This window comes from Rossellomorea aquimaris (genome assembly GCF_003315075.1).
In the GTDB taxonomy this organism is placed as follows: Bacteria; Bacillota; Bacilli; order Bacillales; family Bacillaceae_B; genus Rossellomorea; species Rossellomorea aquimaris_C.
Map to the genome: position 1 here is coordinate 232,092 of NZ_QNRJ01000002.1, position 23,347 is coordinate 255,438.

Annotated in this window: 23 protein-coding genes; all 23 read right to left on the bottom strand. The window is 42.0% G+C overall.

The window, feature by feature from the left end:
• Window positions 1-216 precede the first annotated feature (216 nt).
• Window positions 217-450: a KH domain-containing protein gene (locus tag DET59_RS03625; protein ID WP_113968243.1), complete on the bottom strand. Its 234-nt coding sequence runs from the start codon at window positions 448-450 to the stop codon at window positions 217-219.
• A 12-nt stretch (window positions 451-462) separates the two neighbouring features.
• The gene (gene rpsP, locus DET59_RS03630) at window positions 463-735 is read right to left on the bottom strand and encodes a 30S ribosomal protein S16 (protein ID WP_113968244.1); all 273 of its coding nucleotides are present in this window, start codon (window positions 733-735) and stop codon (window positions 463-465) included.
• Window positions 736-853: 118 nt separating this feature from the next.
• The gene (ffh, locus tag DET59_RS03635; RefSeq protein WP_113968245.1) at window positions 854-2,197 is read right to left on the bottom strand and encodes a signal recognition particle protein; all 1,344 of its coding nucleotides are present in this window, start codon (window positions 2,195-2,197) and stop codon (window positions 854-856) included.
• Window positions 2,198-2,209: 12 nt separating this feature from the next.
• The gene (locus tag DET59_RS03640) at window positions 2,210-2,542 is read right to left on the bottom strand and encodes a putative DNA-binding protein (protein WP_113968246.1); all 333 of its coding nucleotides are present in this window, start codon (window positions 2,540-2,542) and stop codon (window positions 2,210-2,212) included.
• A gap of 184 nt (window positions 2,543-2,726) precedes the next feature.
• The gene (gene ftsY / locus DET59_RS03645) at window positions 2,727-3,716 is read right to left on the bottom strand and encodes a signal recognition particle-docking protein FtsY (RefSeq protein WP_113968247.1); all 990 of its coding nucleotides are present in this window, start codon (window positions 3,714-3,716) and stop codon (window positions 2,727-2,729) included.
• An 18-nt stretch (window positions 3,717-3,734) separates the two neighbouring features.
• Window positions 3,735-7,301, bottom strand: coding sequence for a chromosome segregation protein SMC (gene smc / locus DET59_RS03650; RefSeq protein ID WP_113968248.1), 3,567 nt, complete (start codon window positions 7,299-7,301; stop codon window positions 3,735-3,737).
• An 11-nt stretch (window positions 7,302-7,312) separates the two neighbouring features.
• Complete coding sequence (gene rnc / locus DET59_RS03655; RefSeq protein WP_113968249.1) at window positions 7,313-8,059, bottom strand: ribonuclease III; 747 nt, start codon at window positions 8,057-8,059, stop codon at window positions 7,313-7,315.
• 193 nt (window positions 8,060-8,252) lie between these two features.
• Window positions 8,253-8,486 (bottom strand): acyl carrier protein, encoded by a 234-nt coding sequence (acpP, locus tag DET59_RS03660; RefSeq protein ID WP_113968250.1) that lies wholly within the window; start codon window positions 8,484-8,486, stop codon window positions 8,253-8,255.
• A gap of 93 nt (window positions 8,487-8,579) precedes the next feature.
• Window positions 8,580-9,323 (bottom strand): 3-oxoacyl-[acyl-carrier-protein] reductase, encoded by a 744-nt coding sequence (fabG, locus tag DET59_RS03665; RefSeq protein ID WP_113968251.1) that lies wholly within the window; start codon window positions 9,321-9,323, stop codon window positions 8,580-8,582.
• On the bottom strand, window positions 9,320-10,267 hold the full coding sequence (fabD, locus tag DET59_RS03670) for an ACP S-malonyltransferase (protein ID WP_113968252.1): 948 nt from the start codon (window positions 10,265-10,267) through the stop codon (window positions 9,320-9,322). The genes fabG and fabD overlap by 4 nt, the downstream gene beginning before the upstream one ends.
• 1 nt (window position 10,268) lies before the next feature.
• Window positions 10,269-11,258: a phosphate acyltransferase PlsX gene (plsX, locus tag DET59_RS03675; protein WP_113968253.1), complete on the bottom strand. Its 990-nt coding sequence runs from the start codon at window positions 11,256-11,258 to the stop codon at window positions 10,269-10,271.
• Window positions 11,259-11,840 carry a transcription factor FapR gene (gene fapR / locus DET59_RS03680; RefSeq protein ID WP_113968254.1) on the bottom strand — a complete coding sequence of 194 codons (582 nt, stop codon included), beginning with the start codon at window positions 11,838-11,840 and terminating at the stop codon, window positions 11,259-11,261. It lies immediately after the preceding gene.
• A gap of 92 nt (window positions 11,841-11,932) precedes the next feature.
• Window positions 11,933-13,984 (bottom strand): ATP-dependent DNA helicase RecG, encoded by a 2,052-nt coding sequence (recG, locus tag DET59_RS03685; protein WP_309472426.1) that lies wholly within the window; start codon window positions 13,982-13,984, stop codon window positions 11,933-11,935.
• Window positions 13,971-14,864 carry an L-serine ammonia-lyase, iron-sulfur-dependent, subunit alpha gene (sdaAA, locus tag DET59_RS03690; protein WP_113968256.1) on the bottom strand — a complete coding sequence of 298 codons (894 nt, stop codon included), beginning with the start codon at window positions 14,862-14,864 and terminating at the stop codon, window positions 13,971-13,973. The genes recG and sdaAA overlap by 14 nt, the downstream gene beginning before the upstream one ends.
• Window positions 14,865-14,913: 49 nt before the next feature.
• On the bottom strand, window positions 14,914-15,576 hold the full coding sequence (gene sdaAB, locus DET59_RS03695; protein WP_113968257.1) for an L-serine ammonia-lyase, iron-sulfur-dependent subunit beta: 663 nt from the start codon (window positions 15,574-15,576) through the stop codon (window positions 14,914-14,916).
• A gap of 96 nt (window positions 15,577-15,672) precedes the next feature.
• Window positions 15,673-17,337, bottom strand: coding sequence for a DAK2 domain-containing protein (locus DET59_RS03700; protein ID WP_113968258.1), 1,665 nt, complete (start codon window positions 17,335-17,337; stop codon window positions 15,673-15,675).
• 15 nt (window positions 17,338-17,352) lie between these two features.
• The gene (locus DET59_RS03705; RefSeq protein ID WP_034755738.1) at window positions 17,353-17,715 is read right to left on the bottom strand and encodes an Asp23/Gls24 family envelope stress response protein; all 363 of its coding nucleotides are present in this window, start codon (window positions 17,713-17,715) and stop codon (window positions 17,353-17,355) included.
• A gap of 223 nt (window positions 17,716-17,938) precedes the next feature.
• On the bottom strand, window positions 17,939-18,127 hold the full coding sequence (gene rpmB, locus DET59_RS03710) for a 50S ribosomal protein L28 (protein ID WP_034755741.1): 189 nt from the start codon (window positions 18,125-18,127) through the stop codon (window positions 17,939-17,941).
• Between the two features lie 618 nt (window positions 18,128-18,745).
• The gene (spoVM, locus tag DET59_RS03715; protein WP_032088878.1) at window positions 18,746-18,826 is read right to left on the bottom strand and encodes a stage V sporulation protein SpoVM; all 81 of its coding nucleotides are present in this window, start codon (window positions 18,824-18,826) and stop codon (window positions 18,746-18,748) included.
• 113 nt (window positions 18,827-18,939) lie between these two features.
• Entirely contained in the window at window positions 18,940-19,587 is a 648-nt protein-coding gene (locus tag DET59_RS03720) for a thiamine diphosphokinase (protein WP_113968259.1), read from the bottom strand.
• A 59-nt stretch (window positions 19,588-19,646) separates the two neighbouring features.
• Window positions 19,647-20,297, bottom strand: coding sequence for a ribulose-phosphate 3-epimerase (gene rpe, locus DET59_RS03725; RefSeq protein WP_113968260.1), 651 nt, complete (start codon window positions 20,295-20,297; stop codon window positions 19,647-19,649).
• 2 nt (window positions 20,298-20,299) lie between these two features.
• A complete protein-coding gene (gene rsgA / locus DET59_RS03730) occupies window positions 20,300-21,181 on the bottom strand; it encodes a ribosome small subunit-dependent GTPase A (protein ID WP_113968261.1) in 882 nt (293 codons plus the stop codon).
• Between the two features lie 146 nt (window positions 21,182-21,327).
• The gene (gene pknB / locus DET59_RS03735) at window positions 21,328-23,346 is read right to left on the bottom strand and encodes a Stk1 family PASTA domain-containing Ser/Thr kinase (RefSeq protein WP_113968262.1); all 2,019 of its coding nucleotides are present in this window, start codon (window positions 23,344-23,346) and stop codon (window positions 21,328-21,330) included.
• Between the last annotated feature and the right edge of the window lies 1 nt (window position 23,347).

Genomic DNA, 23,347 nt, shown 5'->3' on the forward strand with positions numbered 1-23,347 from the left:
CACCCCACGCTGTCGTACGATATCCTTAGGGTGTTCTCTTGGGGGAGTGGTGGATTGTGAAGGTCTTTCTTTAAATCATGCAGCATAAACCTATGAAAAAGGGGACTGACGTCTTAAGGCTGTATAGTAACCTTTGTGGGTCAGTCCCCTGATTCTATAGAGTCGGTGTTCGAGGTCTTAGGACCCTTTCGTGTAAAGAGCCAAATGTTGGCTTCCTTACTCCACTATCTCTAAGAAGATTTTCTTCTGTTGTGAAGATCCTGCTGCAGCGTATACCACAGTTCGAATCGATTTAGCTACTCTCCCTTGTTTCCCAATGACCTTCCCCATGTCTTCAGGATGAACAGATAACTTATAAGTTATGCCGTTCGTTCCTTCATCAGTTTCGATGTGGACTGAGTCCGGATGGTCAACTAAGGGTTTCACAATCGTTAGAATAAGATCCTTCATCGATTTAATCGATTACTTGCTGTTTTTAGCATTGTGGAATTTTTCCATAATGCCTTGTTTTGAGAATAGGTTACGAACTGTGTCAGATGGTTTAGCACCATTGGATAACCATTTAAGAGCCAACTCTTCATCAATTTTCACTTCAGCTGGTTTAGCAACCGGGTTGTAAGTTCCAACTGTTTCGATTTGACGTCCATCACGTGGTGAACGAGAATCTGCAACTACGATACGATAGAAAGGAGATCTTTTTGATCCCATACGTTTTAATCTGATTTTTACTGCCATAATTAAAGCACCTCCGAATAGTTTCACACAAGTTAGTATAATATCAAATGTGTATTTTGTTTGTAAAGTGTTTTTTCTTAACAGTTCAATTTTTCTTTTGAAAAACCGAACGAATTGCTTACATAAATGGGAATTTCATCCCTTTTTTCTTACCTTTTCCTTGCATCCCACTCATTTGTTTCATCATTTTCTTCATGTCCTCGAATTGTTTGAGAAGTCGGTTTACCTCTTGTATGGATGTTCCGCTCCCTTTCGCAATTCTTTTACGACGCGAAGCATTGATGGTTTCCGGATGAATTTTCTCATCCTTCGTCATCGATTGGATGATTGCCTCAACATGACTGATCTGCTTGTCATCGACTTGAATCTTATCCAAGCCCTTCATTTTGTTTGCTCCAGGCATCATTTTCAGTAACTCATCAAGTGGGCCCATTTGCTTCACTTGTCCTAATTGCTCCAGGAAATCATCAAAAGTGAAAGACATGGTACGCATTTTCTGTTCAAGTTCTTTGGCTTTCTCTTCATCGACATTGGCCTGTGCTTTCTCGATAAGGGAAAGAACATCTCCCATACCAAGGATCCGTGATGCCATGCGCTCGGGATGGAATGCTTCTAACGCATCCATCTTCTCACCCATCCCAACAAATTTAATTGGTTTTTCAGTGACTGAACGGATGGATAAAGCGGCCCCGCCTCGTGTATCACCATCAAGTTTTGTCAGGACAACACCCGATATGCCAAGATCCTCATTAAAGCTTTGGGCAACATTAACCGCATCTTGACCTGTCATGGCATCCACTACGAGGAATATCTCATCTGGATTTGAGAGTTCTTTAATTTCTTTCAACTCTCCCATTAGGTTTTCATCAATGTGAAGTCGACCTGCTGTATCAATCAGAACATAATCGTGATGTTCTTCTTTTGCCTTTTCAACGGCTCTTTTCGCAATTTCAACCGGACTCACCTGATCTCCCAGTGAAAACACAGGTAGGCTTAGTTGCTTCCCGATGGTTTCTAACTGCTTAATGGCAGCGGGACGGTAAATATCTGCAGCCACCAATAGTGGTTTGCGGTTATGTTTCTTTCGAAGCAGGTTCGCAAGCTTTCCAGTGGTCGTCGTTTTACCTGCACCTTGCAAACCAACCATCATAATGACGGTCGGAGGACGTTTTGCGACGGCAATCTGACTTTGTTCGCCACCCATCAAGTTTGTAAGCTCTTCCTGGACAACTTTAATGACCTGTTGTCCTGGTGTAAGACTCTTCATGACTTCTTGTCCGACAGCCCGTTCACTTACTTTCTTGACGAATTGCTTCACCACTTTAAAATTAACGTCTGCTTCCAAAAGAGCAAGACGAACTTCACGCATCATCTCTTTAACATCCGCTTCTGAAATCTTTCCTTTTCCACGGATTTTTTGTATTGTACCTTGCAGTCGGTCGGCTAATCCTTCAAATGCCATTCATGCCGCCTCCTAATCCAATATTTCAAGATCATCAATGAGTTTTAAACAATGAGAAGAATCGATTGATGATTCCCCTATTTTTTGTCTGAGTTGATCAAGAATCTCGTTGCGTTCTTGAAATTTATTAAATAATAAAAGCTTTTCTTCGTACTCCTCGATCATGGCCTCTGTTCGTTTAATGTTATCATACACTGCTTGTCGACTAACATTATACTCTTCAGCGATTTCCCCTAAAGAGAAATCATCCAAATAATAGAGGGACATATAGCTTCTCTGCTTAGGAGTTAACAAAGATTGATAAAAATCGTAGAGATAATTCATTCTGGTCGTTTTCTCCAGCACGGATATCCCTCCTTGTTAAGTGAAAAACCTTTACATATGAAGAATACAGTGTTTACGGGTGTTTGTCAAGAATACTTATGGATTTTTCATAGAGAATATCCCAAACTCCCCACACAAAAGAAGAGTAACCTGCAAGAGGACTTCTTAAAGTCTTCCAAACAGGCTACCCTATCGATTCTTGAATCTATTCTTCTTCTTTATCAACCAGGTTTGAGAATAAGCCGTATACATACTTTTCAGCATCGAAAGGCTGGAGGTCGTCCATTTTTTCTCCCAGACCTACAAATTTCACAGGGATTTCAAGCTCGTTTCTGATCGCAAGGACAATACCACCTTTTGCTGTACCATCCAGCTTCGTCAGGACGATCCCTGAGACATTTGTTGCTTCTTTAAAGGTTTTCGCTTGCACCATGGCATTTTGACCTGTGGTCGCGTCAAGAACGAGTAATACTTCGTGGGGGGCTCCTGGAACTTCTCTCTCAATCACCCGCTTCACTTTTTCAAGTTCTTTCATCAGATTCACTTTATTTTGCAATCTTCCTGCTGTATCACAAATAAGAATATCCGCTTTTTTTGCTTTAGCTGATTGAACTGCATCAAACATAACCGCTGCCGGATCGCTTCCTGCAGCTTGCTTAATGACGGGAACTCCTACACGCTCACCCCATACTTCAAGCTGTTCGATCGCTCCTGCACGGAATGTATCACCTGCTGCAAGTACCACATTCTTACCTTGTTCCTTGAACATATGAGCCATCTTCCCAATGGTCGTCGTCTTTCCAACCCCATTCACTCCGACAAACAGCAAAACCGTCAGCTGATCATCTTGAATATTCAGGCTGCTGTCCTCATCACGACCTCCTTGGTAGATTTCAACAAGCTTCTCTGAAATGACTGATTGAACACCTTCAGTGTCTTGGATATTCTTTCGCTTCACTTCAAGCTTTAGTTCGTCTATCAGTTCCATGACCGTATCAAACCCAACATCCGCTCCGATGAGGATTTCTTCCAGCTCTTCAAAGAATTCTTCATCCACTTTGCGGTATCTCGCAACCAGGTCATTGACCTTTGTTGTAAAGTTATTTCTCGTTTTACTTAGTCCATCTTTGAATTTATCTGATACGTTGTCACTTGATTGTGTAAACTTATCTTTAAGCTTCTTAAAAAAACTCAACCTTTCACACCCCACTCATTAAGTTTCTAACAATTCCTTTGTTTCTTGCAGTCTGACTGATACTAATTTGGACACACCGGATTCCTGCATCGTTACACCGTACAGCACATGGGCTTCTTCCATTGTTCCTTTACGATGGGTAATGACGATGAATTGTGTTTCGTCACTGAATTTCTTTAAATATTGGCTGAACCTCTGTACATTTGCTTCATCAAGAGCTGCTTCTACTTCATCCAGTATACAGAATGGCACAGGTCTGATCTTGAGTATTGAAAACAGCAGGGCAATGGCCGTTAAGGCTCGTTCCCCCCCGGACATCAGCCCAAGGTTCTGCAGCTTCTTCCCTGGAGGCTGGGCTACTATATCAACCCCCGTATGAAGGAGATCAGATGGGGCAGTCAGCTTCAACTGCGCTCTTCCCCCTCCAAACAATGCTCTAAATACCCCTTCAAATTCCACTTGAATCGCCGTGAAGGTTTGATCAAAGCGTTTGATCATTTCTGTGTCCATCTCATTAATGACCAGATAAAGAGTGTCAACCGCTTCCGTCAGATCATTCCTCTGCTCTACTAAAAATTCGTATCTTTCCTTCACTCGTTCATATTCATCAATGGCACCGAGATTAACGGTTCCCAGTTCTTCCAAGGCCAATTTCACAAGTTTCACTTTCTTTCTCGCTTCATCGACCGCAATCGTTAAGGGATAATCCGACTTAGCCGCTTCAAACGAAAGCATATACTCATCACGTAAATGATCAAGTCTATTCTCCAGTTCAACATCCAGACGATTGATTTTCACTTCCTCGTCTCTTAAAGCTCCTACCAACCCTTTATGCTGACGCTTTAATTCTTTCAACTCGAGCTCCTCATCTTCAACCGTATGTTGAAGATTCAAGCGCTCTTCCCGTCGTAAAGAAATCAAATTTGAAGTTTCTGATTTTTGAACCGAACACTCTTCAGCCTTCTTCCCAAGCTGCTCTTCTCCTGAAAAATTATCCTTCATTTCAGTCTGCAGCCACTCCAGATCATCTTGTAAAGTCGACTTTCGCTTGTTTGTATCGACGATCGTTTCCTTCACACGAATTAATTGATTGCGACTGTTCACCAATTGCTCGTTACGTGCGGCCAGGTTTGCTTTTATATCACTGATTTCATTCAACAAAGCATCCTTGGACGTTCGTTCACTATTCTTTTGGAGAGTAAGCTCGCTAATCTTTTGATCGAGCCTTGTAATATCTTCTTCTATTTCATCCAGAGACGCTCTTAATTCATTCGTTCTGGAATCATGCTTTTCTTTAACCGACGTAAAGTCTTTTTTCTCCAAATCATATATTGAAAGCCTTTCATCGAGATTCTGCTGGGATAATTCATTTTCACGAAGCTTTGAAAGAAGCTCTTGCTCCTTGAGACGCAAACGCTCTCCTTTCACCCTCATTTCTTCCAGCTTCTTCTCTCTGAAGCTGCTTTCTTCTTTCAGTGATTTCACTTGAGATTGAAGCTGTTCAGTTTGGTCTTCCATCGTTGCAAGCTTTTCTTTCATTTCTTCAAGCTCACCTTTTCTGGAGAGAAGCGAATTTTTCTTCTGCTTCACGGTACCACCGGACATGGACCCGCCGGGATTCACCACATCTCCGTCCAGGGTCACTAGACGGTAGCGATATTGTATAAGCTTAGCGATTTCATTTGCTCCCTTTAAATCCTTCGCGATGATCACATTTCCAACCAGGTTCGAAATCACCATCTGGAAACGCTGATCATAATTCAGTAAGTCGGTTCCAACTCCTATAAAGGAAGGATGCCCCTTCAGCATATTTTTTTGACTATCGGGTATCGATTTCCCTTTGATGACATTCATCGGTAAGAAAGTAGCACGGCCGTATTGGTTCTTCTTTAAGAAAGCAATGGCTTTTCGGCCATCTTCTTCAGTATCAACCACGATATGCTGCATGGAGGCTGCCAGAGCTGTCTCCATAGCCGTTTCATATGATTTAGGTACGGTTATCAGTTCCGCCACCGCTCCTTGAACCCCGGTTAACTGACCGTCACGTTCCTTTAGGACTTCTTTTACACCTTGGAAGAAACCTGTATAGTCGTCTTCCATTTCCTCCAGCATTTCTTTCCGGGATTTCGCCTGTTGGAGGAATTGAAAAGCTTGATATAGGGTTTTTTCTTGCTTTTCATATTTGGCCTTCACCGACTCAAGCTTTTGCTGTTCCTCACGATAGAAGAATATATGCTCATCGATTACCTCTTTTTGCTCCTGCAGCAGTTTTGAAAGTTCTTTGTGACTCACATGCAATTCATCACGCTGAATCACATACTTTTCATTTTCTGCTTCTAATCGGCCGCTTCGATTGGATTGCTGCTCCAGCTGCTGCTCAAGGTACTGAATTTCATTTTTGGCTGACGCCTGCTGATTCAGCTTTTCAATGTAATCACTTTTAAAGGATTCTATTACATCTTCAATATTTTCATTGTAATGCTTAAATTGATTCTGTTTCGTTATAAGAAGCTCTTTTAGTTCCTTCACGACTGAATCGATAGACTTGAATTCCATTTCTGCTTTTTCTTTTTCAGAAGTCAGTTGTCGAATTTGTTCCCCTGCTTCTTCTATCGATTGTATTAATTGAGTTTCGTTGGAAGAGGAATTTTTCTTCCGTTCCACTAATACTTGCTTCCTACCCTCAAGTTTCTCCAATTCTTCACTTGTAGCGAGGAGCACTTCCTGAAGATTTGAAATCGACTCATCAAGAGCCGCAATTTTATCACGGGTTTGGGTCAGAACGGCTTCTTTCTTTTGTATACGGGTGGAAAGTGCCAGTTCTTCTTTTCCATGATGTTCAAATTCTTCACTAAGCCTTTCCCACTGCTTATGTAAATCCTCAATATCATAGACCGTCAATGCGACCTCGAACTTCTCCAGCTCTTCTTTTTTCTCCAAATAATCACGTGCCATCGAAGCTTGAATTTTAAGGGGTTCTACCTGCCCTTCCAACTCATGAAGAATATCATTCACACGATTAAGATTTTCCTGTGTTTCGAATAACTTATTCTCCGCCTTTTTCTTCCGTGTTTTATACTTCAATACTCCGGCTGCCTCTTCAAAAATGGTTCTACGTTCTTCAGGCTTACTATTCAGGATTTCCTCCACTTTCCCCTGACTGATAATGGAGAACGCTTCTTTCCCTAAACCTGAATCCATGAATAATTCAATGATGTCTTTCAATCGACAAGGTTGCTTATTCAGTAAATACTCACTATCTCCAGAACGGTACACTCTTCTTGTAACACTGATTTCACTGTAATCGATCGGAAGGGTACCGTCTTCATTATCCAGGACAAGGGTTACCTCTGCTATGTTAAGGGCTTTTCTTGAATCACTTCCGGCAAATATAACATCTTCCATTTTCGATCCGCGCAGACTTTTCGCAGATTGCTCACCCAGTACCCAGCGAATCGCGTCTATAATATTGCTCTTTCCACTGCCGTTTGGTCCAACAACGGCTGTAACACCCGGGACAAACTCCACGGATATTCTTTCTGCAAAAGATTTAAACCCCATTACTTCTAGTTGTTTGAGGAACATCTTCTTTCCCCCTATTTAGCGTCTAGCTTTTGTTTTAGCTTCTCAAGAGCCTTCTGTGCGGCTTGTTGTTCAGCTTCCTTCTTAGATCGGCCTTTTCCAATGCCTAATTCATCGTCATTTAAACTCACTCGGGAAATAAACTGCCGGTTATGGGCAGGCCCGCTTTCTTCAAGGATGCTGTATTCAATCATCCCTGCACTGCCCCGTTGGACCAGCTCTTGTAACTGACTCTTATAATCCATCACATGAGAAAAAGCACCGACGTTAATTTTTGGATAGACAACTTTTTCAAGGATTGAGATCACTGTTTCTAACCCTTGATCCAAATATACCGCTCCGATAAACGCCTCGAAGACATCTGCGAGTAATGCTGGTCTTTCCCGACCGCCCGTCATTTCTTCACCTTTACCAAGTAAGATGAGTTCACCGAAATTCATTTCAATCGAGAACTTAACCAGGGAAGGCTCACATACTATGGCTGCCCTTAATTTCGTAAGTTCACCCTCACTCATCATTGGATACTTCTTGAAAAGAAATTGAGAAACCGTCAATTCCAAAACGGCATCCCCAAGGAATTCTAAGCGTTCGTTGTCTTCATAAGGCTTACGACGATGCTCATTCACATAGGATGAATGAGTAAAAGCTTGTTTAAGTAGTTTTTCATCATTAAATTGAATTCCGATTTCATCCTGAAACGTTTTAAACTTACTATCATTTTTATGTCTGGATATTCCTTTGTTTCTACTTTGCTTCCGCATAAGGCACTCCACCTTGCTCTATATGTTCTCTTTTTTCTACTTATCAAGTTTATGCTAAAAAAAGCAATTACGCAAAAGTTTCTTGCGCATGTCAGAACACAAATAAACTTGGTAGAAGTGAGACCTCTACCAAGTTTTAAATGGTTTTGAATGAAAGATCAGCATGTGCTTATCTTTTAATTCAATCTAACGATTAAGCTTTTGCTTTTATGTAGTTCACAGCATCACCTACTGTGCCGATTTTTTCAGCATCATCGTCAGAGATTTCCATGTCAAACTCATCTTCAAGTTCCATAACCAGCTCAACTACATCAAGGGAGTCAGCTCCTAGATCTTCTTTGAAAGAAGCTTCAAGAGTTACTTGAGATTCATCTACACCTAGACGATCTACGATAATTTTTGTTACACGATCTAATACTTCTGCCATATTTGTCACCTCCCCTCAAGTATTATAGAGCATTTTGACCTCTAATGAAAAGAGTATCCACGAAAACAATTGATAAATTATTATTTTTTGTCTTTACATGACCATTCCACCATCGATATGGAGAGTTTGCCCAGTCATATAGGAAGCAGATTCAGATGCAACGAACGTTACCACCTTCGCTATATCCTGAGGATCACCAAAGCGGCTTAAAGGGATTTGCTTTAACATTTCATTACGTACATCCTCCGGAAGCTGATCCGTCATATCCGTGGAAATGAATCCCGGAGCGATTGCATTCACCGTGATGCCTCGGGGTGCCAATTCTTTGGCTGTTGTTTTCGTTAATCCGATCACACCAGATTTAGCTGCCACATAGTTTGCCTGTCCAGGGTTTCCACTCACACCGACAATCGAAGAAATATTGATAATTCGACCGCTTCTTTGCTTCATCATTTGGCGTGTAACGGCCTTGGTGCATAGGAAAACACCTTTAAGATTGATGTTGATGACATCATCCCATTCAGCTTCTTTCATTCTCATTAATAAATTATCCTTCGTGATTCCAGCATTATTAACAAGAATATCCACTGAACCGAATTGGCCAATCGTTTCCTTCACCATTGCTTGGACAGCATCACTATCTGATACATTACATTGTACGGCAATGGCTTCCCGGCCTAAACCTTTAATCTCATCGACGACTTCATTAGCCTTCGCTTCACTACCAGAATAGTTGACGGCTACATTACAGCCTTCACGGGCAAGCTGGAGGGCAATCTCCCTTCCGATACCCCGGGACGCTCCCGTTACAAGGGCAACCTTTCCTTCTAAATTCATTTCGCTTCCTCCTTTAACGCTTGGATGGTTTGTTCCAAGGATGCTTCATCTTGAACAGCAAACGTTTTCACCCGTCTATTCACTTTCTTCACTAAACCTGAGAGTACTTTACCAGGTCCAACTTCAATGAACGTATCTACATCTAATTCAAGCAATTTCTCAACAGAATCTTCCCATTGAACAGGTGAGTATAATTGTTCGATTAATAAACGCTTGATTTCTTCACGATTGGTCACAGGTTCTGCCGTCACATTCGCAATGACCGGTACAGCTGCATCTTCAATCGTAATTGAATCCAAAATGGAAACAAACTGATCTGCAGCAGGTTTCATTAATTGAGAATGGAATGGACCACTCACTTGAAGTGGAATGACCCTCTTCGCTCCAGCTTCTTTGGCTTTCTCTGAAGCAAGTTCCACCCCTTTCACCGTACCTGAAATCACAATTTGACCAGGACAATTTAAGTTTGCCAGCCCTACTGGATGTCCCTCTTTCGTTACAAGATCGGTAATCTCTTTTAGTGGCTCTCTTGGCATGCCCAGAACAGCAGCCATCGTGCCTTCTCCACTAGGAACCGCTTCTTCCATGAATTCCCCTCTTTTACGAACAGCATAAACCGCATCGTCAAAGCGGAGAGCACCCGCAGCTACCAGGGCGGAATATTCACCTAAACTATGTCCAGCCGTATAATCTGCTGTAATACCTTCTGATTTTAAACGATCTAGAATCGCGATGCTCGTTGTTAATAAAGCCGGCTGTGCATTTGTTGTTTGAGTAAGCTCTTCTTGCGGTCCATCAAATATAACACTTGTTAAATCCGATTCCAATCTTTCATCCGCTTTAGTGAAATACACATGTACTTCAGGGTATTTGTCAGCTAATTCTTTACCCATCCCGACAGTTTGAGAACCTTGTCCAGGAAAAATGAACGCAATTTTACTCATGTTATTCTTCACTCCCTTTGATAGCATCCTTAATGGTATTGGAGACATTGTGTTTCACCATTTCCCTGGCTTGTCTCATTGCATTAAATAGGGCAACTTCATTCGAGGAGCCATGGGCTTTAATCACCGGTGCCTTCAGACCAAATAAGCCCGCGCCTCCATACTCTGTATAATCAAGCATATTTTTCATTTGCTTTAAATCATTTTTCACTAATCCTGCAGCCAATTTATTTTTTGTGGACGCTGTAAATGTCTTTTTAAGCATAGAGAAAACAGAAAGAGCCGTTCCCTCAATCGTCTTCAACACCATGTTGCCGGTGAACCCATCGGTTACGACGACATCCGCAGGACCTTCAAGTAAGTCCCTGGACTCTACATTTCCAATAAAATGAATAGGAGCGTCCTTCAATAATTGGAATGTCTTCTTGGTTAACTCATTCCCTTTTTTATCTTCGGTCCCGATGTTTAATAAACCTATGCGAGGATTGTTGATACCTCTTACTTTCTCGGCATATATGCTCCCCATGATGGCATATTGAAACAGATGTTCAGGCTTGGCATCTACATTTGCACCTAAATCGAGCATAAGAAACCCCTTACCATCCAATGTTGGAAGAGTAGGTGCCAACGCAGGTCGTTCAATTCCATCAATTCTGCCTACAATGAACAATCCAGCTGTCATAAGGGCACCTGTATTCCCTGCTGAAATACACGCATCCGCTTCTCCATTTTTGACCGCTTGTGCCATCAGAACCATCGATGCATTCTTTTTGCGTTTGACGGCTCTTACAGGTTCGTCTGTCGCCTCGATCACTTCATCGGTATGAACGATTGTCAATCGATCACCTGGTGTGATGTACTGTTTGATTTGCTTTTCATCTCCGTACAAGACCACTTCTATATCATTAAATTCACTTAATGCCCGTTTTACACCAAGAACTATTTCTTTAGGAGCATGATCTCCGCCCATTGCATCTACGGCTAACTTCATCTAAGCTTCATCCTTTGCAGATTTTTTAGAGCGATACATCTCAAATTCACCTGTGAAAACGAGTTCGCCACCGACTACACTTTGAACTTCTACAGTTGTTCGATCCTTTTGATCTTTCATATGTATCACTTTCGCTTTCGCCACAACACGCTCACCTTCCCTCACAGGTCGGGTAAATCGGATCGTTGACTTGGCTGTTAACGCTAAATCGTCATTAATTACGGCAACAGCAAGAGAGTTCGCTTGAGCAAATAAATGGTGCCCCCTTGCTATCCCATTCCGAACGAAAACATGCTCTTGTTTCACATCAAAAATGGAAATCGCACTCTGATCTAACTCTATATCAATAATTTCTCCAATGATCTCTTCAATAGGTAATGATTTCACTTCATCTTCAAATGATTTCTCTGCGACATATTTAATCCGTTCACGAAGTTCAGGAATCGATAATTCCATACGATCCAACCTGATCGTCTGCACACTTACTCGAAAACGCTCCGCTAATTCTTCATCTGTTATGAAAGGATTTTCCTTTATCGTGTCTGTAAGGTTTCCCTGTCTTTCTTTCTTTGAAAGTCTCAATATCAACACCGTCCAGTATTAGTACTAGGTACTAATAGTAGTATATAATCAAAAAAAGCAGATTGCAAGAAATATTCTCACAATCTGCCTGTCTAGTCTAGCTTTTCACCCTCTAATATCCCCGACCCGGATAAATACTCCCTAAGCGGTTCATATTCGGGATCCTTCCAAAAATGATTGGATTGAATCAAGCCTGAAGCATCATCTCTCGCAACTTCCAACGCACGATAGTCATGCACCATATCTGCCACTTTAAACTCAGGAAGCCCACTCTGCTTTCTTCCAAAGAAATCCCCCGGACCCCTTAGCTCAAGGTCTTTTTCACTCAAAACAAATCCATCATTGGTTTCCGTCATGATCTTCATTCGTTCTTTTCCAACCTCGGTTTTCGGTTCGGCAAGAAGAATGCAATAGGATTGATGTTCGCCACGTCCAACCCTTCCCCTTAACTGATGAAGCTGAGACAACCCAAAGCGCTCGGCATCATATATCATCATGAAAGTAGCGTTTGGTACATTCACACCAACTTCGACAACCGTAGTGGATACAAGTACTTGAAGACGATTTGCACTAAATTCCCTCATCACTCCATCCTTTTCATCGGGGTGAAGCCTTCCATGCATCAATCCGACGTTGTAACGTCCTTCAAAGTAGTGCAGCATTTGATTGTAAACATCTATCGCATTTTGAACATCCAGTTTGTCCGACTCTTCAATCAGCGGACATATCACATAGGCCTGCCTGCCTTGATCTAACTCCTTGTCCATAAACGAAAGCACCCTTGATAGCATATCCGCTTTGGCCCAATAAGTTTCAATCGCCTTTCTTCCTGCTGGCATTTGGTCGATTATGCTTACATCCATTTCACCAAACACCGTAATGGCCAGCGTCCGTGGAATCGGAGTCGCTGTCATAAATAATACATCAGGACTTTCCCCTTTTTCCCTGAGCACACGTCTTTGATTCACGCCAAAGCGATGCTGCTCATCGGTTACAACGAGTCCGAGATGCTTAAATTGAACATCCTCCTGAATAAGTGCATGTGTTCCAATAAGAATATCAATTTCTCCGTCTTTTAATTTTTCTAATAAAAGCCGTCTTCTTTTTCCTTTTACCGAGCTTGTTAACAGGGCAACAGAAAGGCCCACAGGTTCCAACAATTCACTCAGGGAGTTTGCGTGCTGTTCTGCCAGAATTTCTGTAGGAACCATTAAAGCCCCTTGATATCCTGCGGTTACACTGGAGTATAAGGCAATTGCCGATACGACCGTCTTCCCGGATCCAACGTCACCCTGTAAAAGGCGGTTCATGCGATAAGGGGACTTCATATCTGCTGAAATTTCGTTCACCACGCGCTTTTGTGCATCCGTTAAAGGAAACGGCAAAGAGTCAATAAACGCTTTGACCTTATCTAGATCATAATGCTGCTGCACGCCAGACGAATGTTCTCTTTCAAATTTTCTAAGCGCCTGCATTTTCAGTTGAAACAACAAGAACTCTTCATACACAAATCGTCTTCTCGCCTGCTTCATGTCTTCAGTGGAATCTGGAAAATGAAGATGATAAAGAGCATCATTTCGACTTGCCAGTTTATATTTCTCCAATAGATGATGAGGCAGGTTCTCCGTCAGTAAATAACTGTAGTCCTGAAAAGCCTTTTTAATGAATTTTCTAAGTGTGTTGTTTTTAATAGAGCCTTTTAAAGAATAAACAGGTTCAAAGTCCCCCTGTTTCCCATGGGGTCCCGACTGAAAATACTGAACCGTTATGATTTGCCTGTTCTTATCCCATTTTCCTGTCACCGTCACTGTATCGTGAAGGTTTATTTTCTTCTTTAAATACGGTTGATTAAAAAATACGGCCTGCACTAAATTTCTACCGACCAATATTCGTAGGGTCAAACGGGATTTTTTTCTCCCATAATACACCAATGCAGGTTCTGAATGGACCTTCCCTTCCACTGTGACACGCTCATCATGGGCGACTTCCTCCAAGTCTCGAAGCCTGTAATCCTCGTACCTGTAAGGCAGGTATTCTAACAAATCCAGAACAGAATAAATCCCCATTGCATTCAGCTGTACAGCTGTTTCTTCACCAATCCCCTTGATGTCCTGGATCGTTAGTCCTTCATTATGAGTCTTCACGTTTATTCAGGGAAACCCCAAAGATTTTCGCTTCAAGCTCCCTGCCTGTAGGGGTGGCAGCCAATCCACCTTGAGCCGTTTCACGAAGGGCCACCGGCATTGTTTGACCGATTTTGTACATGGCGTCAATCACTTCATCACATGGAATACGACTTGTTATGCCTGCAAGGGCCATATCCGCTGCAACCATGGCATTGGCCGCCCCCATTGCATTCCGTTTCACACAGGGTACCTCAACGAGTCCCGCAACCGGGTCACACACAAGACCTAACATATTCTTTAAGGTAATCGCCATGGCCTCAGCGGATTGACTGGGCGTTCCTCCTGCCATTTCAACGATCGCTGCTGCAGCCATTCCACTGGCAGATCCAACCTCAGCCTGACATCCACCCGCTGCACCTGAGATGGAAGCGTTATTCGCTACAACAAACCCAAACGCTCCAGATGCAAATAAGAAGCGGATCATTTCATCTTTTGTAGGATTCAGCTTATTTTTAACAGCGAACAATGTTCCCGGAACAACTCCAGCAGACCCTGCAGTTGGCGTCGCACAAATCGTCCCCATTGCCGCATTCACTTCATTGGTCGCTACCGCTTTACTTACTGCATCAAGGATGGTGTCCCCGCAAAGTGAGCGGCCTTTCTCAATATATTTTTGTAAAAGCACAGCATCCCCGCCTGTTAAACCTGAATGTGATTTCACACCTTCCAGTCCTCTGGCTACCGCCTGTTCCATCACTTCAAGGTTTCTCTCCATTTGACTGTATACTTCTTCAAATGTTTTGCCCGTAAATTCTATTTCCTGTTCAATCATAATATCTGAGATTTTCTTATTTTGACTTTCAGCAAGTTCAACTAACTCTGCTACATTTCGAAACATTTAAATGACCTCCTCGCCTGAATGTAAACGCTATCATTATAGTAATTGACTAATCGGATATCCGGGTAACTTGAGTAATATTGGGCAGTGACGTCAGTTCATTAATGACAGCTTCATCAATCGGCTGATCGACTTCAATTGTCATCAATGCCATCTGACCCTTTTCTTTACGCGAAACATCCATATGCCCGATGTTCAATTGATGTTTGGCAATGATATTGGACACAGATGCAATCGCCCCGAATCGATCGTCATGAACGACCAGGATAGCAGGATGATGGCCTGACAGTTTGAGCTCGAATCCGTTAAGTTCGATAATTTCAACTTTACCTCCACCGATGGAGATACCCACTAATTCGATTTCCCCTTGATCATCCCCCATCCGGATACGAGCCGTATTCGGATGATCCGTGATGGCATCTTCCTCTTGAAACTTGACCTTTATTCCTTTTTGCTTTGCTACATTGATTGATTCGATAATTCGTTCATCATATGTATCATAATCAAGGATTCCACCTACAATGGCTACGTCTGTTCCATGACCCTTGTACGTTTTTGCAAATGATCCATAAAAGGATATCGTCGCCCATTTCGGTTCCCTGCGAAACAGGTTTCTCGCCATTCTTCCTATTCTGGCAGCACCAGCCGTATGGGAGCTTGATGGACCGATCATAACAGGACCGATAATATCAAATACACTTTTGTATTTCATGACTTTTCCCCCTCACTTAACATCTAAACTATACAACCATTCTAACATAATTGAAGGGGACAAACTCAATTTAGAGCTGCCCCCTTCCTTTATTCCTTATTCAACTGAGAATATATAGGAGTAAAGTGGTTGTTTACCATTATGAACTTCCACTTCTACATCTTCATGATGCTCTTCTACATACTCTTTTAATGAATGTACGTCCTCTTCTGTTACATCTTCACCATATAGAATGGTTAATATTTCGGAGTCTTCATCCAGCATTTTCTCTAATAAGCTTTGCGCCGACTTTTGACGGTCCTGATCAGAAATAACAATCTTACCTTCTGCGATTCCCATGAAGTCATCTTTCGCAATCGCAACACCATCAATATTCGTATCTCTTACAGCGAACGTGATTTGACCCGTTTTGACCTGCTTTGAAGCTTCAGTCATAAACTGCTTATTGTCTTCAACAGAGGCTGATGGATTAAAGGCAAGTAATGCAGCCATACCTTGAGGTACTGTCTTCGTTGGTACAACAGCTACTTCCATTTCAAGAACTTCTGCCGCTTGATCTGCTGCCATAATAATGTTTTTATTATTTGGCATGATAATGACTTTCTTCGCATTGACTTCTTCAACAGCTTTCACGATATCCTCCGTACTTGGATTCATCGTTTGACCACCTTCGATCACAGCGGTAGCGCCGATGCTTTTGAACAACTCGGAAATCCCTTCACCCATCGCAACCGTTACAATGGCAAAGTCAACTTCTTTTGGTGCAGCAGGAGCTTGAGCTTTCACTGGCTTTGCTTCACCAACGATGCTGCTGTGCTGCTGTCTCATGTTCTCGATCTTGATATTGATGAGACTTCCGTATTTATGACCATACGTCAATACATCACCAGGTTGTTCAGAATGGATATGTACTTTAGCTAATTCATCGTCACTTATAACAAGCAGGGAATCACCGAATCCGCTTAAATCCTGACGGAAATCTTCTTCATCGAATGATTGTTTATCTTGTTCAAACCTGACCATGAATTCAGTGCAATAGCCAAATTCAATATCCTCCGTACTCATGAAATCTTGAGCTGTTTTATGGTGCTCAGCACTCACGAGATCATTCATGGACGGTAATGAAGCTTGATTTGAAACTTTTTCTCCCTTTAGCTCAGCTAAAAATCCTTCATAAACGAATAGTAGTCCTTGACCACCACTATCAACCACTCCCACTTCCTTTAGAACAGGAAGTAAATCAGGTGTACGATTTAACGAAGCCTGAGCCTCATCGACGATTGCCTGCATTAGCTTCACGAAATCATTTTCTGTTTCAGCTACAGAAACACCTTTTCTGGCAGCATCTTTCGCAACCGTTAGAATCGTTCCTTCAACAGGTTTCATAACCGCTTTATAAGCCGTTTCCACACCTGTTTGAAGTGCATTGGCAAATTCTGCACTTGATAAGGATTCTTTCCCTTCAATCGCTTTACCAAAGCCTCTGAACAATTGGGATAAGATAACACCTGAGTTACCTCTTGCTCCCATCAATAACCCTTTTGAAAGAGCGGCAGCCACATTTCCAATATGGCCTTGAATATGGTTTTGAACTTCCTTCGCACCAGAAGTCATGGATAAATTCATATTTGTTCCAGTATCACCATCAGGAACAGGAAAAACGTTCAGCGCGTCAACCAGCTGCGCATGCGCAGATAATTGGGTGGCACCTTGTATCACCATTTCAGCAAAACGTTTTCCTTCCAAAGATGTAATCGACACGAATCTTCCTCCTCACTACGGGTTCGTGACACGAACCCCCTGCACAAAAATATTTACTGAATCTACCGCCAAGCCGACGGTCTTATCAAGAGTATATTTAACCTTGGATTGTACATTATGAGCAATCTCAGAAATTTTTGTACCATAACTCACAATAATATACATATCAATATGTACTTCCTCTTCATCTTGACGAACGATCACTCCGCGAGTGAAATTTTCCTTACGTAAGATATCTGTGAAACCGTCTTTAATTTGGTTCTTTGAAGCCATTCCAACAATTCCGTAGCAATCCACCGCTGCACCTCCAGCAATCATTGCAATGACATCATTCGTAATATCAATTTGTCCGTACTGCGTTTTCAATTCGATGGACATGGAATGTTTTCCCCCTTTAATTACATGCTTGGCTAAAAACATTTTACTATAAGTATGCTGTTTTTGAAAGCTAAACTATTATCTCAAGCGTTATTTGTTGGGTATACCCTCTATTTTTTCCTTATTATTCAAAGATTAATCATTTGCTTTCTAAGAGTAAAGGAATCCATTGGTGCATGAATGAAAAAAGACGCCTAAATTAGGCGCCTTCTCATTTTAAGTATTATACGCGTTCTACTTTACCAGATTTCAACGCTCTTGCAGAAACCCATACTTTCTTAGGCTTTCCGTCTACAAGAATTCGAACTTTTTGCAGGTTTGCACCCCAAGTACGCTTGTTCGCATTCATTGCGTGAGAGCGAGCGTTACCTGAGCTAGCTTTACGGCCTGTTACTACGCATTGTTTTGCCATAATATATTCCCTCCTCACTAACAAGAAGCTGAAGTTAATTTCAGTTCCACATTTCGCTTATTATCATAAAGATACTTTAATAATTTATCACACAACTTTCTATAATGCAATACTACAATTAAAACCTTTCAAGAAAAAATACTTTACACCAAGAAAAGCGGAGGCGGCTTGCCCAGAGGCGACAAGCATAAGGCGAACTAACCGGAAAGGCGCTTTTTGCCTTTTTGGTTAGTTTGACTTATGACCTCGAGCCTCTAGCCGCCGGAGCTGGACATATAGAAAAGCGGAAGGGGCTACTTCTCGGTCAGGAGGAGATCACGTTAAGCAACAGAACTGATAAATAACCGGAAAAATTCCGCTTATCTGGAAATTCCCCTTTTAAAAGGATGAAATAGCCGGAAAAATTCCGCCTATTAACTCACATCACCCTAAAATGGATGATATTTCTGAGTCATAAGCGGAAAAACTTCCCTTATTAACCTCAATATTAAGCTTCATCCTGAATTTACCGGAAAAACTCCGCTTATTTTTTGCCTGCTCAAAAGATGCCCCCTCTTTCCTCTCTATATCAACCGTAAAAAAAAGAAGATGGCACCAACGCCACCTCCAACAAACCATTTATTCTTTTTTAAACGTTCCTAACATCGCCCTCACAAGTCCACCCAAGAATTTTGGTAATTTAATTGTATAAAAGCGCATTTTTAGTCCCTCCCCACAATCTAAAGAACGTAATGTTTCGCTTGACAACAGTTTAGTCTATTCAAGCAGTCTCAGTTAAGTACGTCTTCTTTTCTACCTGGTTTTTAGAAGCTTTAATCACTGCTTCTTATCACCATTAATATGCCATTTGAAAAGGAAAAAGTACCAGATGATTGTATAAGTTCATTACTAATACATAGTGTGGAACCTCTTGAAATATTCCGGTTTTTTAATGGATATTTAAAGCCCCAGAGGGTGATCCCTTCGACACTTTGAGTAATGGGAACGAAGGAAATATACTGTAATTCCGGGCTTTTTTCAACTGAATGTTCTCCAGATTCGGCTAGGTATAATCGATTTTGCACGTCTATGATTTCTACTACAATATCCTTATCTAAAAGCTTAGGCGTCATTAATAATTGAAGGTTGCCCATGAAATGATCAAGCCGTCCGCCGGTCGCACCAAAAATGTTGATTTTGTCAGGATTCTGATCAATCGCCCAATTAAGGGCAAGCTCCAGATCCGTTTCATCCTTTTCAGGCTTATAGCGATTGACTTCCTGGACTTTTTCTTGAATCAGATCCCATTCTTCATCGGTAACTGAATCAAAATCCCCAAACGCTACCCATGGTTCTATGGATTGCTCCAACAGTCTATAAACTCCACGGTCCACCCCTATCCACTTCACTAATTCCCCGTCATAAACCGTCAATTCAGGGATGTATCTTCCTGGACCACCCGCAACTATATTGATGATCATTATCTCCACTCCTTTTCTACAAAAATGGACTGACCCAAAAGGATCAGCCCTATCGTCTCTTATACAAGAGATCTCTTTATTTCTTCGATTGCCGCCCCTCGATCGCTGCGGTTGTAGATGGCAGAACCGGCTACAAACACATCAGCCCCTGCTTCAGCACAAATGGCTGCCGTTTCAGGGTTAATGCCTCCATCTACTTCTATTTCAAGTTCAGGATTTACTTCATTCGCCCATTCACGAATTTGTTTGATTTTCGGAACGACAGATGGGATAAACGATTGTCCACCAAATCCAGGATTCACAGTCATTAACAGAACCATATCGACATCCTGCAAAATCGGCTTGATCATTTCTGCCGAAGTCCCGGGATTCAGGACGACTCCCGCTTTTACACCTTTACTTTTGATCATCTGAATCGTTCTGTGCAAATGGGGATCTGCTTCTACATGGACAGTAATATAGTCAGCTCCCGCATCTGCAAAGGCTTCAATATATTGACCTGGATTTTCAATCATAAGATGAACATCCAGTGGTAACATTGTTAACGGACGAATCGCTTTCACGATCATTGGGCCCAATGTGATATTCGGAACGAAGTGACCATCCATCACATCCACATGGATGTAGTCGGCTCCCCCTTTTTCAACATCTTTAATTTCATTCCCTAACTCTGCAAAATTTGCAGACAGAATGGAAGGTGCGATTTTCATGTTTAGTACCTCGGCTTTCTATCTTTTATTTCTTTATGGAACGTTAAATAGTGATCATAACGGTAAGTGGGGATTTCGCCTGCTTCTACGGCAGCTTTCACGGCACATTTCGGCTCATTGATATGGAGGCAGCCCCTAAATTTACAGTCCTCAGAAACTTCAACCATCTCAGGGAAGCATTGTGGCAGCTCTTCTATTTCAAGCTCTGAAAACTCCAATGAACTAAACCCGGGGGTATCCGCTACTAACCCATCTTCAATATCAATCAGTTCCACGTGACGAGTCGTATGTTTTCCCCGGCCTAAGTGGGATGAGATCATAGCCGTCTTTAATTCAAGTTCAGGTTTCAAGGCATTCAGCAAAGACGATTTCCCTACTCCGGACTGTCCGGCAAAGACAGAGATTTTATCACGTAAATACGGAGTTAATTCCTCTACACCATGTTCGGTTTTGGAAGACGTCATCAGGACTTCATAACCGAATGAGCGGTAATCCTTCACATATCGTTCAATCTTATTTGTTTGATCGGATGTAAGTAAGTCCATCTTGGTTACACAAATAAGCGGTTCTATTTCTTTACTCTCTACCAACACAAGAAAGCGGTCAAGTAAAGCCGGGCTGAAATCCGGTTCGCTTGCAGAGAAGACAAGTATCGCTTGATCGACATTGGCAATCGGGGGACGTACTAACTCATTCTTACGGTCATAGACCTTCAGAATGTATCCATCCGTTTTGTTCTCCGCTTGAAATTCAACATAGTCGCCCACCAGGGGTGTTATTTTATTTATACGGAAATTACCTCTGCCCCGACATTGTGTAACGCTTCCTTCTGAAAGTACATAGTAAAATCCACTTAATGCTTTAACGATTTTTCCTTCAGGCATTCGAAACCTCCTATTCAAAATGTTTATCAAAATAAATGAGCCATCTATATTATGTATCAAGGTTCTCTATCATTATAAATGAAAACAAGAGGACTGTCCCGTCAGGTTCATTAAAAACCCGGGTACAGCCCTTTGGCAATTGTCATTTATTCTTCTTTAGGATACTCGACAGTACCTGTTTTATACTCTTTTTCGTCAACAAGAATACGATACTTACCAACCGTTCCCTCTTCTAATGTGAACTTCATCGTAATGGTCGTATCTTCATAAATTGTGATGAGTTCGTCACTTTCTTCGATCTTCTTGTTCTTGTCCTCTATAAATATATCCACGACTTGGGGCTCACCATTGTCCTTGGTGTAAGGAATCCGTTCTTCCAGAGTAACCTCTTTGGATGGTACTTCCTTTGGTGGCTCAGGACCCTTAGACATGATAACGTAAACATCCTCCCCCTTACTAATAGGAGTACTCGCAACCGGCTTATGAGAAATCACCCTGCCTTCCTCAACCTCGTCCGAAAATTCTTCACTCTGTACAATGATATTTATCCCATTCGAAGCTTCATATTTATCAAGTGCAGTTTGGTCGAAACCTTCCAAGCTTTCTAAATCAAACTTTTCAGTTCCCTTACTCACTGTAAAGGTAATCGTCGTTTCTTCTGCCACGACTTCTACTCCAGGAGATGGATCCTGGTCGGTGATTGTTCCAGCAGGTTCGGATTCATTGAACTCTTCTTCTTTCTCTACCGTGAATCCTTTTTCTTCAAGTTCAGAGGACACTTCTTCAAAATTCTTTCCGACATAGTCCTCGACTCCCACTTTTTCTTTTCCTGTACTAACATAGATATCGATAGCCGATCCTTCATTCGCCATCCGTCCTGCCTTTGGGTTTGTCTTGATTACAAAACCTTCAGGAATCGATTCATGGGATTGTTTTTTTGTTTCTCCGACGACAAACCCCTCTGAAACGATAGTTGAAATGGCTTCAGTTTGATCTTTTTCCACCACATCAGGTACCTGGATTTCCTTAGGCCCAAGCAGCTCAGGTACGAAGGTAATGGCAGCAGCTCCTAAAAGAATCAGCAAAAAGAACAGACTGATAATGAATATCGGCCACTTCTTTTTACCCTTTTTCTTAGGATCACCCTTCTTGTTTTTCTTCTTGCCTTTCTTCTTACCATCTTGAACAGGAGCGGTCGGCTTCGTTTGCAATTTGTCCGTGTCTGCTTGATGGTGGACAATCGTATCATCCAGATTCGAATACGCATTCTGATCCGTAATGACCGGGATGGCCTTCGTCGCCTCATCATCCAGGGGAACGGCAAATTTAGGTTCATTCATCCGATCGGGGTCCAGGGCTGACATCAAGGCGTCATCCATATCCTCGAGGCTTTCATATCGTCTGAATGGATCTTTAGCCGTTGCCTTTAATACGATATTCTCAACACTTTGAGGAATATCAGGATTCCATCTTCTTAGAGAAGGAGTTTCGGATTGCAAGTGCTTTAATGCGATTGAAACCGCCGATTCTCCGGAAAAAGGAAGTCTTCCCGTTAACAATTCAAACATGACGATTCCCAGTGAATAGATATCTGATTTTTTCGTAGCCATGCCGCCTCTCGCCTGTTCAGGAGAAAGGTAGTGGACCGATCCCAGGACTGAATTGGTCTGGGTGATCGAAGTGGCACTAAGAGCCATCGCGATCCCGAAATCCGTTATCTTCACATTTCCTTCTTCATCCAGAAGAATGTTATGGGGTTTAATATCACGGTGTACAATATGATTCTGATGAGCATGAGACATAGCTAAAGTTAACTGTTTCATAATATCGATCGCTTTGTCTACATGAACAGGTGAATGCTGCTGTATGTATTGCTTTAAGGTCATGCCATGGACATATTCCATGACTATATAGTATAGATCGTCTTCTTCTCCTACATCGTATATGCTCACAATGTTCGGATGAGTCAAGCTTGTAGCAGATTGAGCTTCCCTTTGGAATCGTTTAATGAATTCCTCTTCATTGGCAAAATCGATCCGGAGCATCTTTATAGCCACTTCACGATCCAAAATCACATCGTGAGCTAAATAAACGTTGGCCATTCCTCCGCCACCGATTAGTTTAATGATTCTGTAACGCCCACTGATGCGCTTTCCTTCCATCATG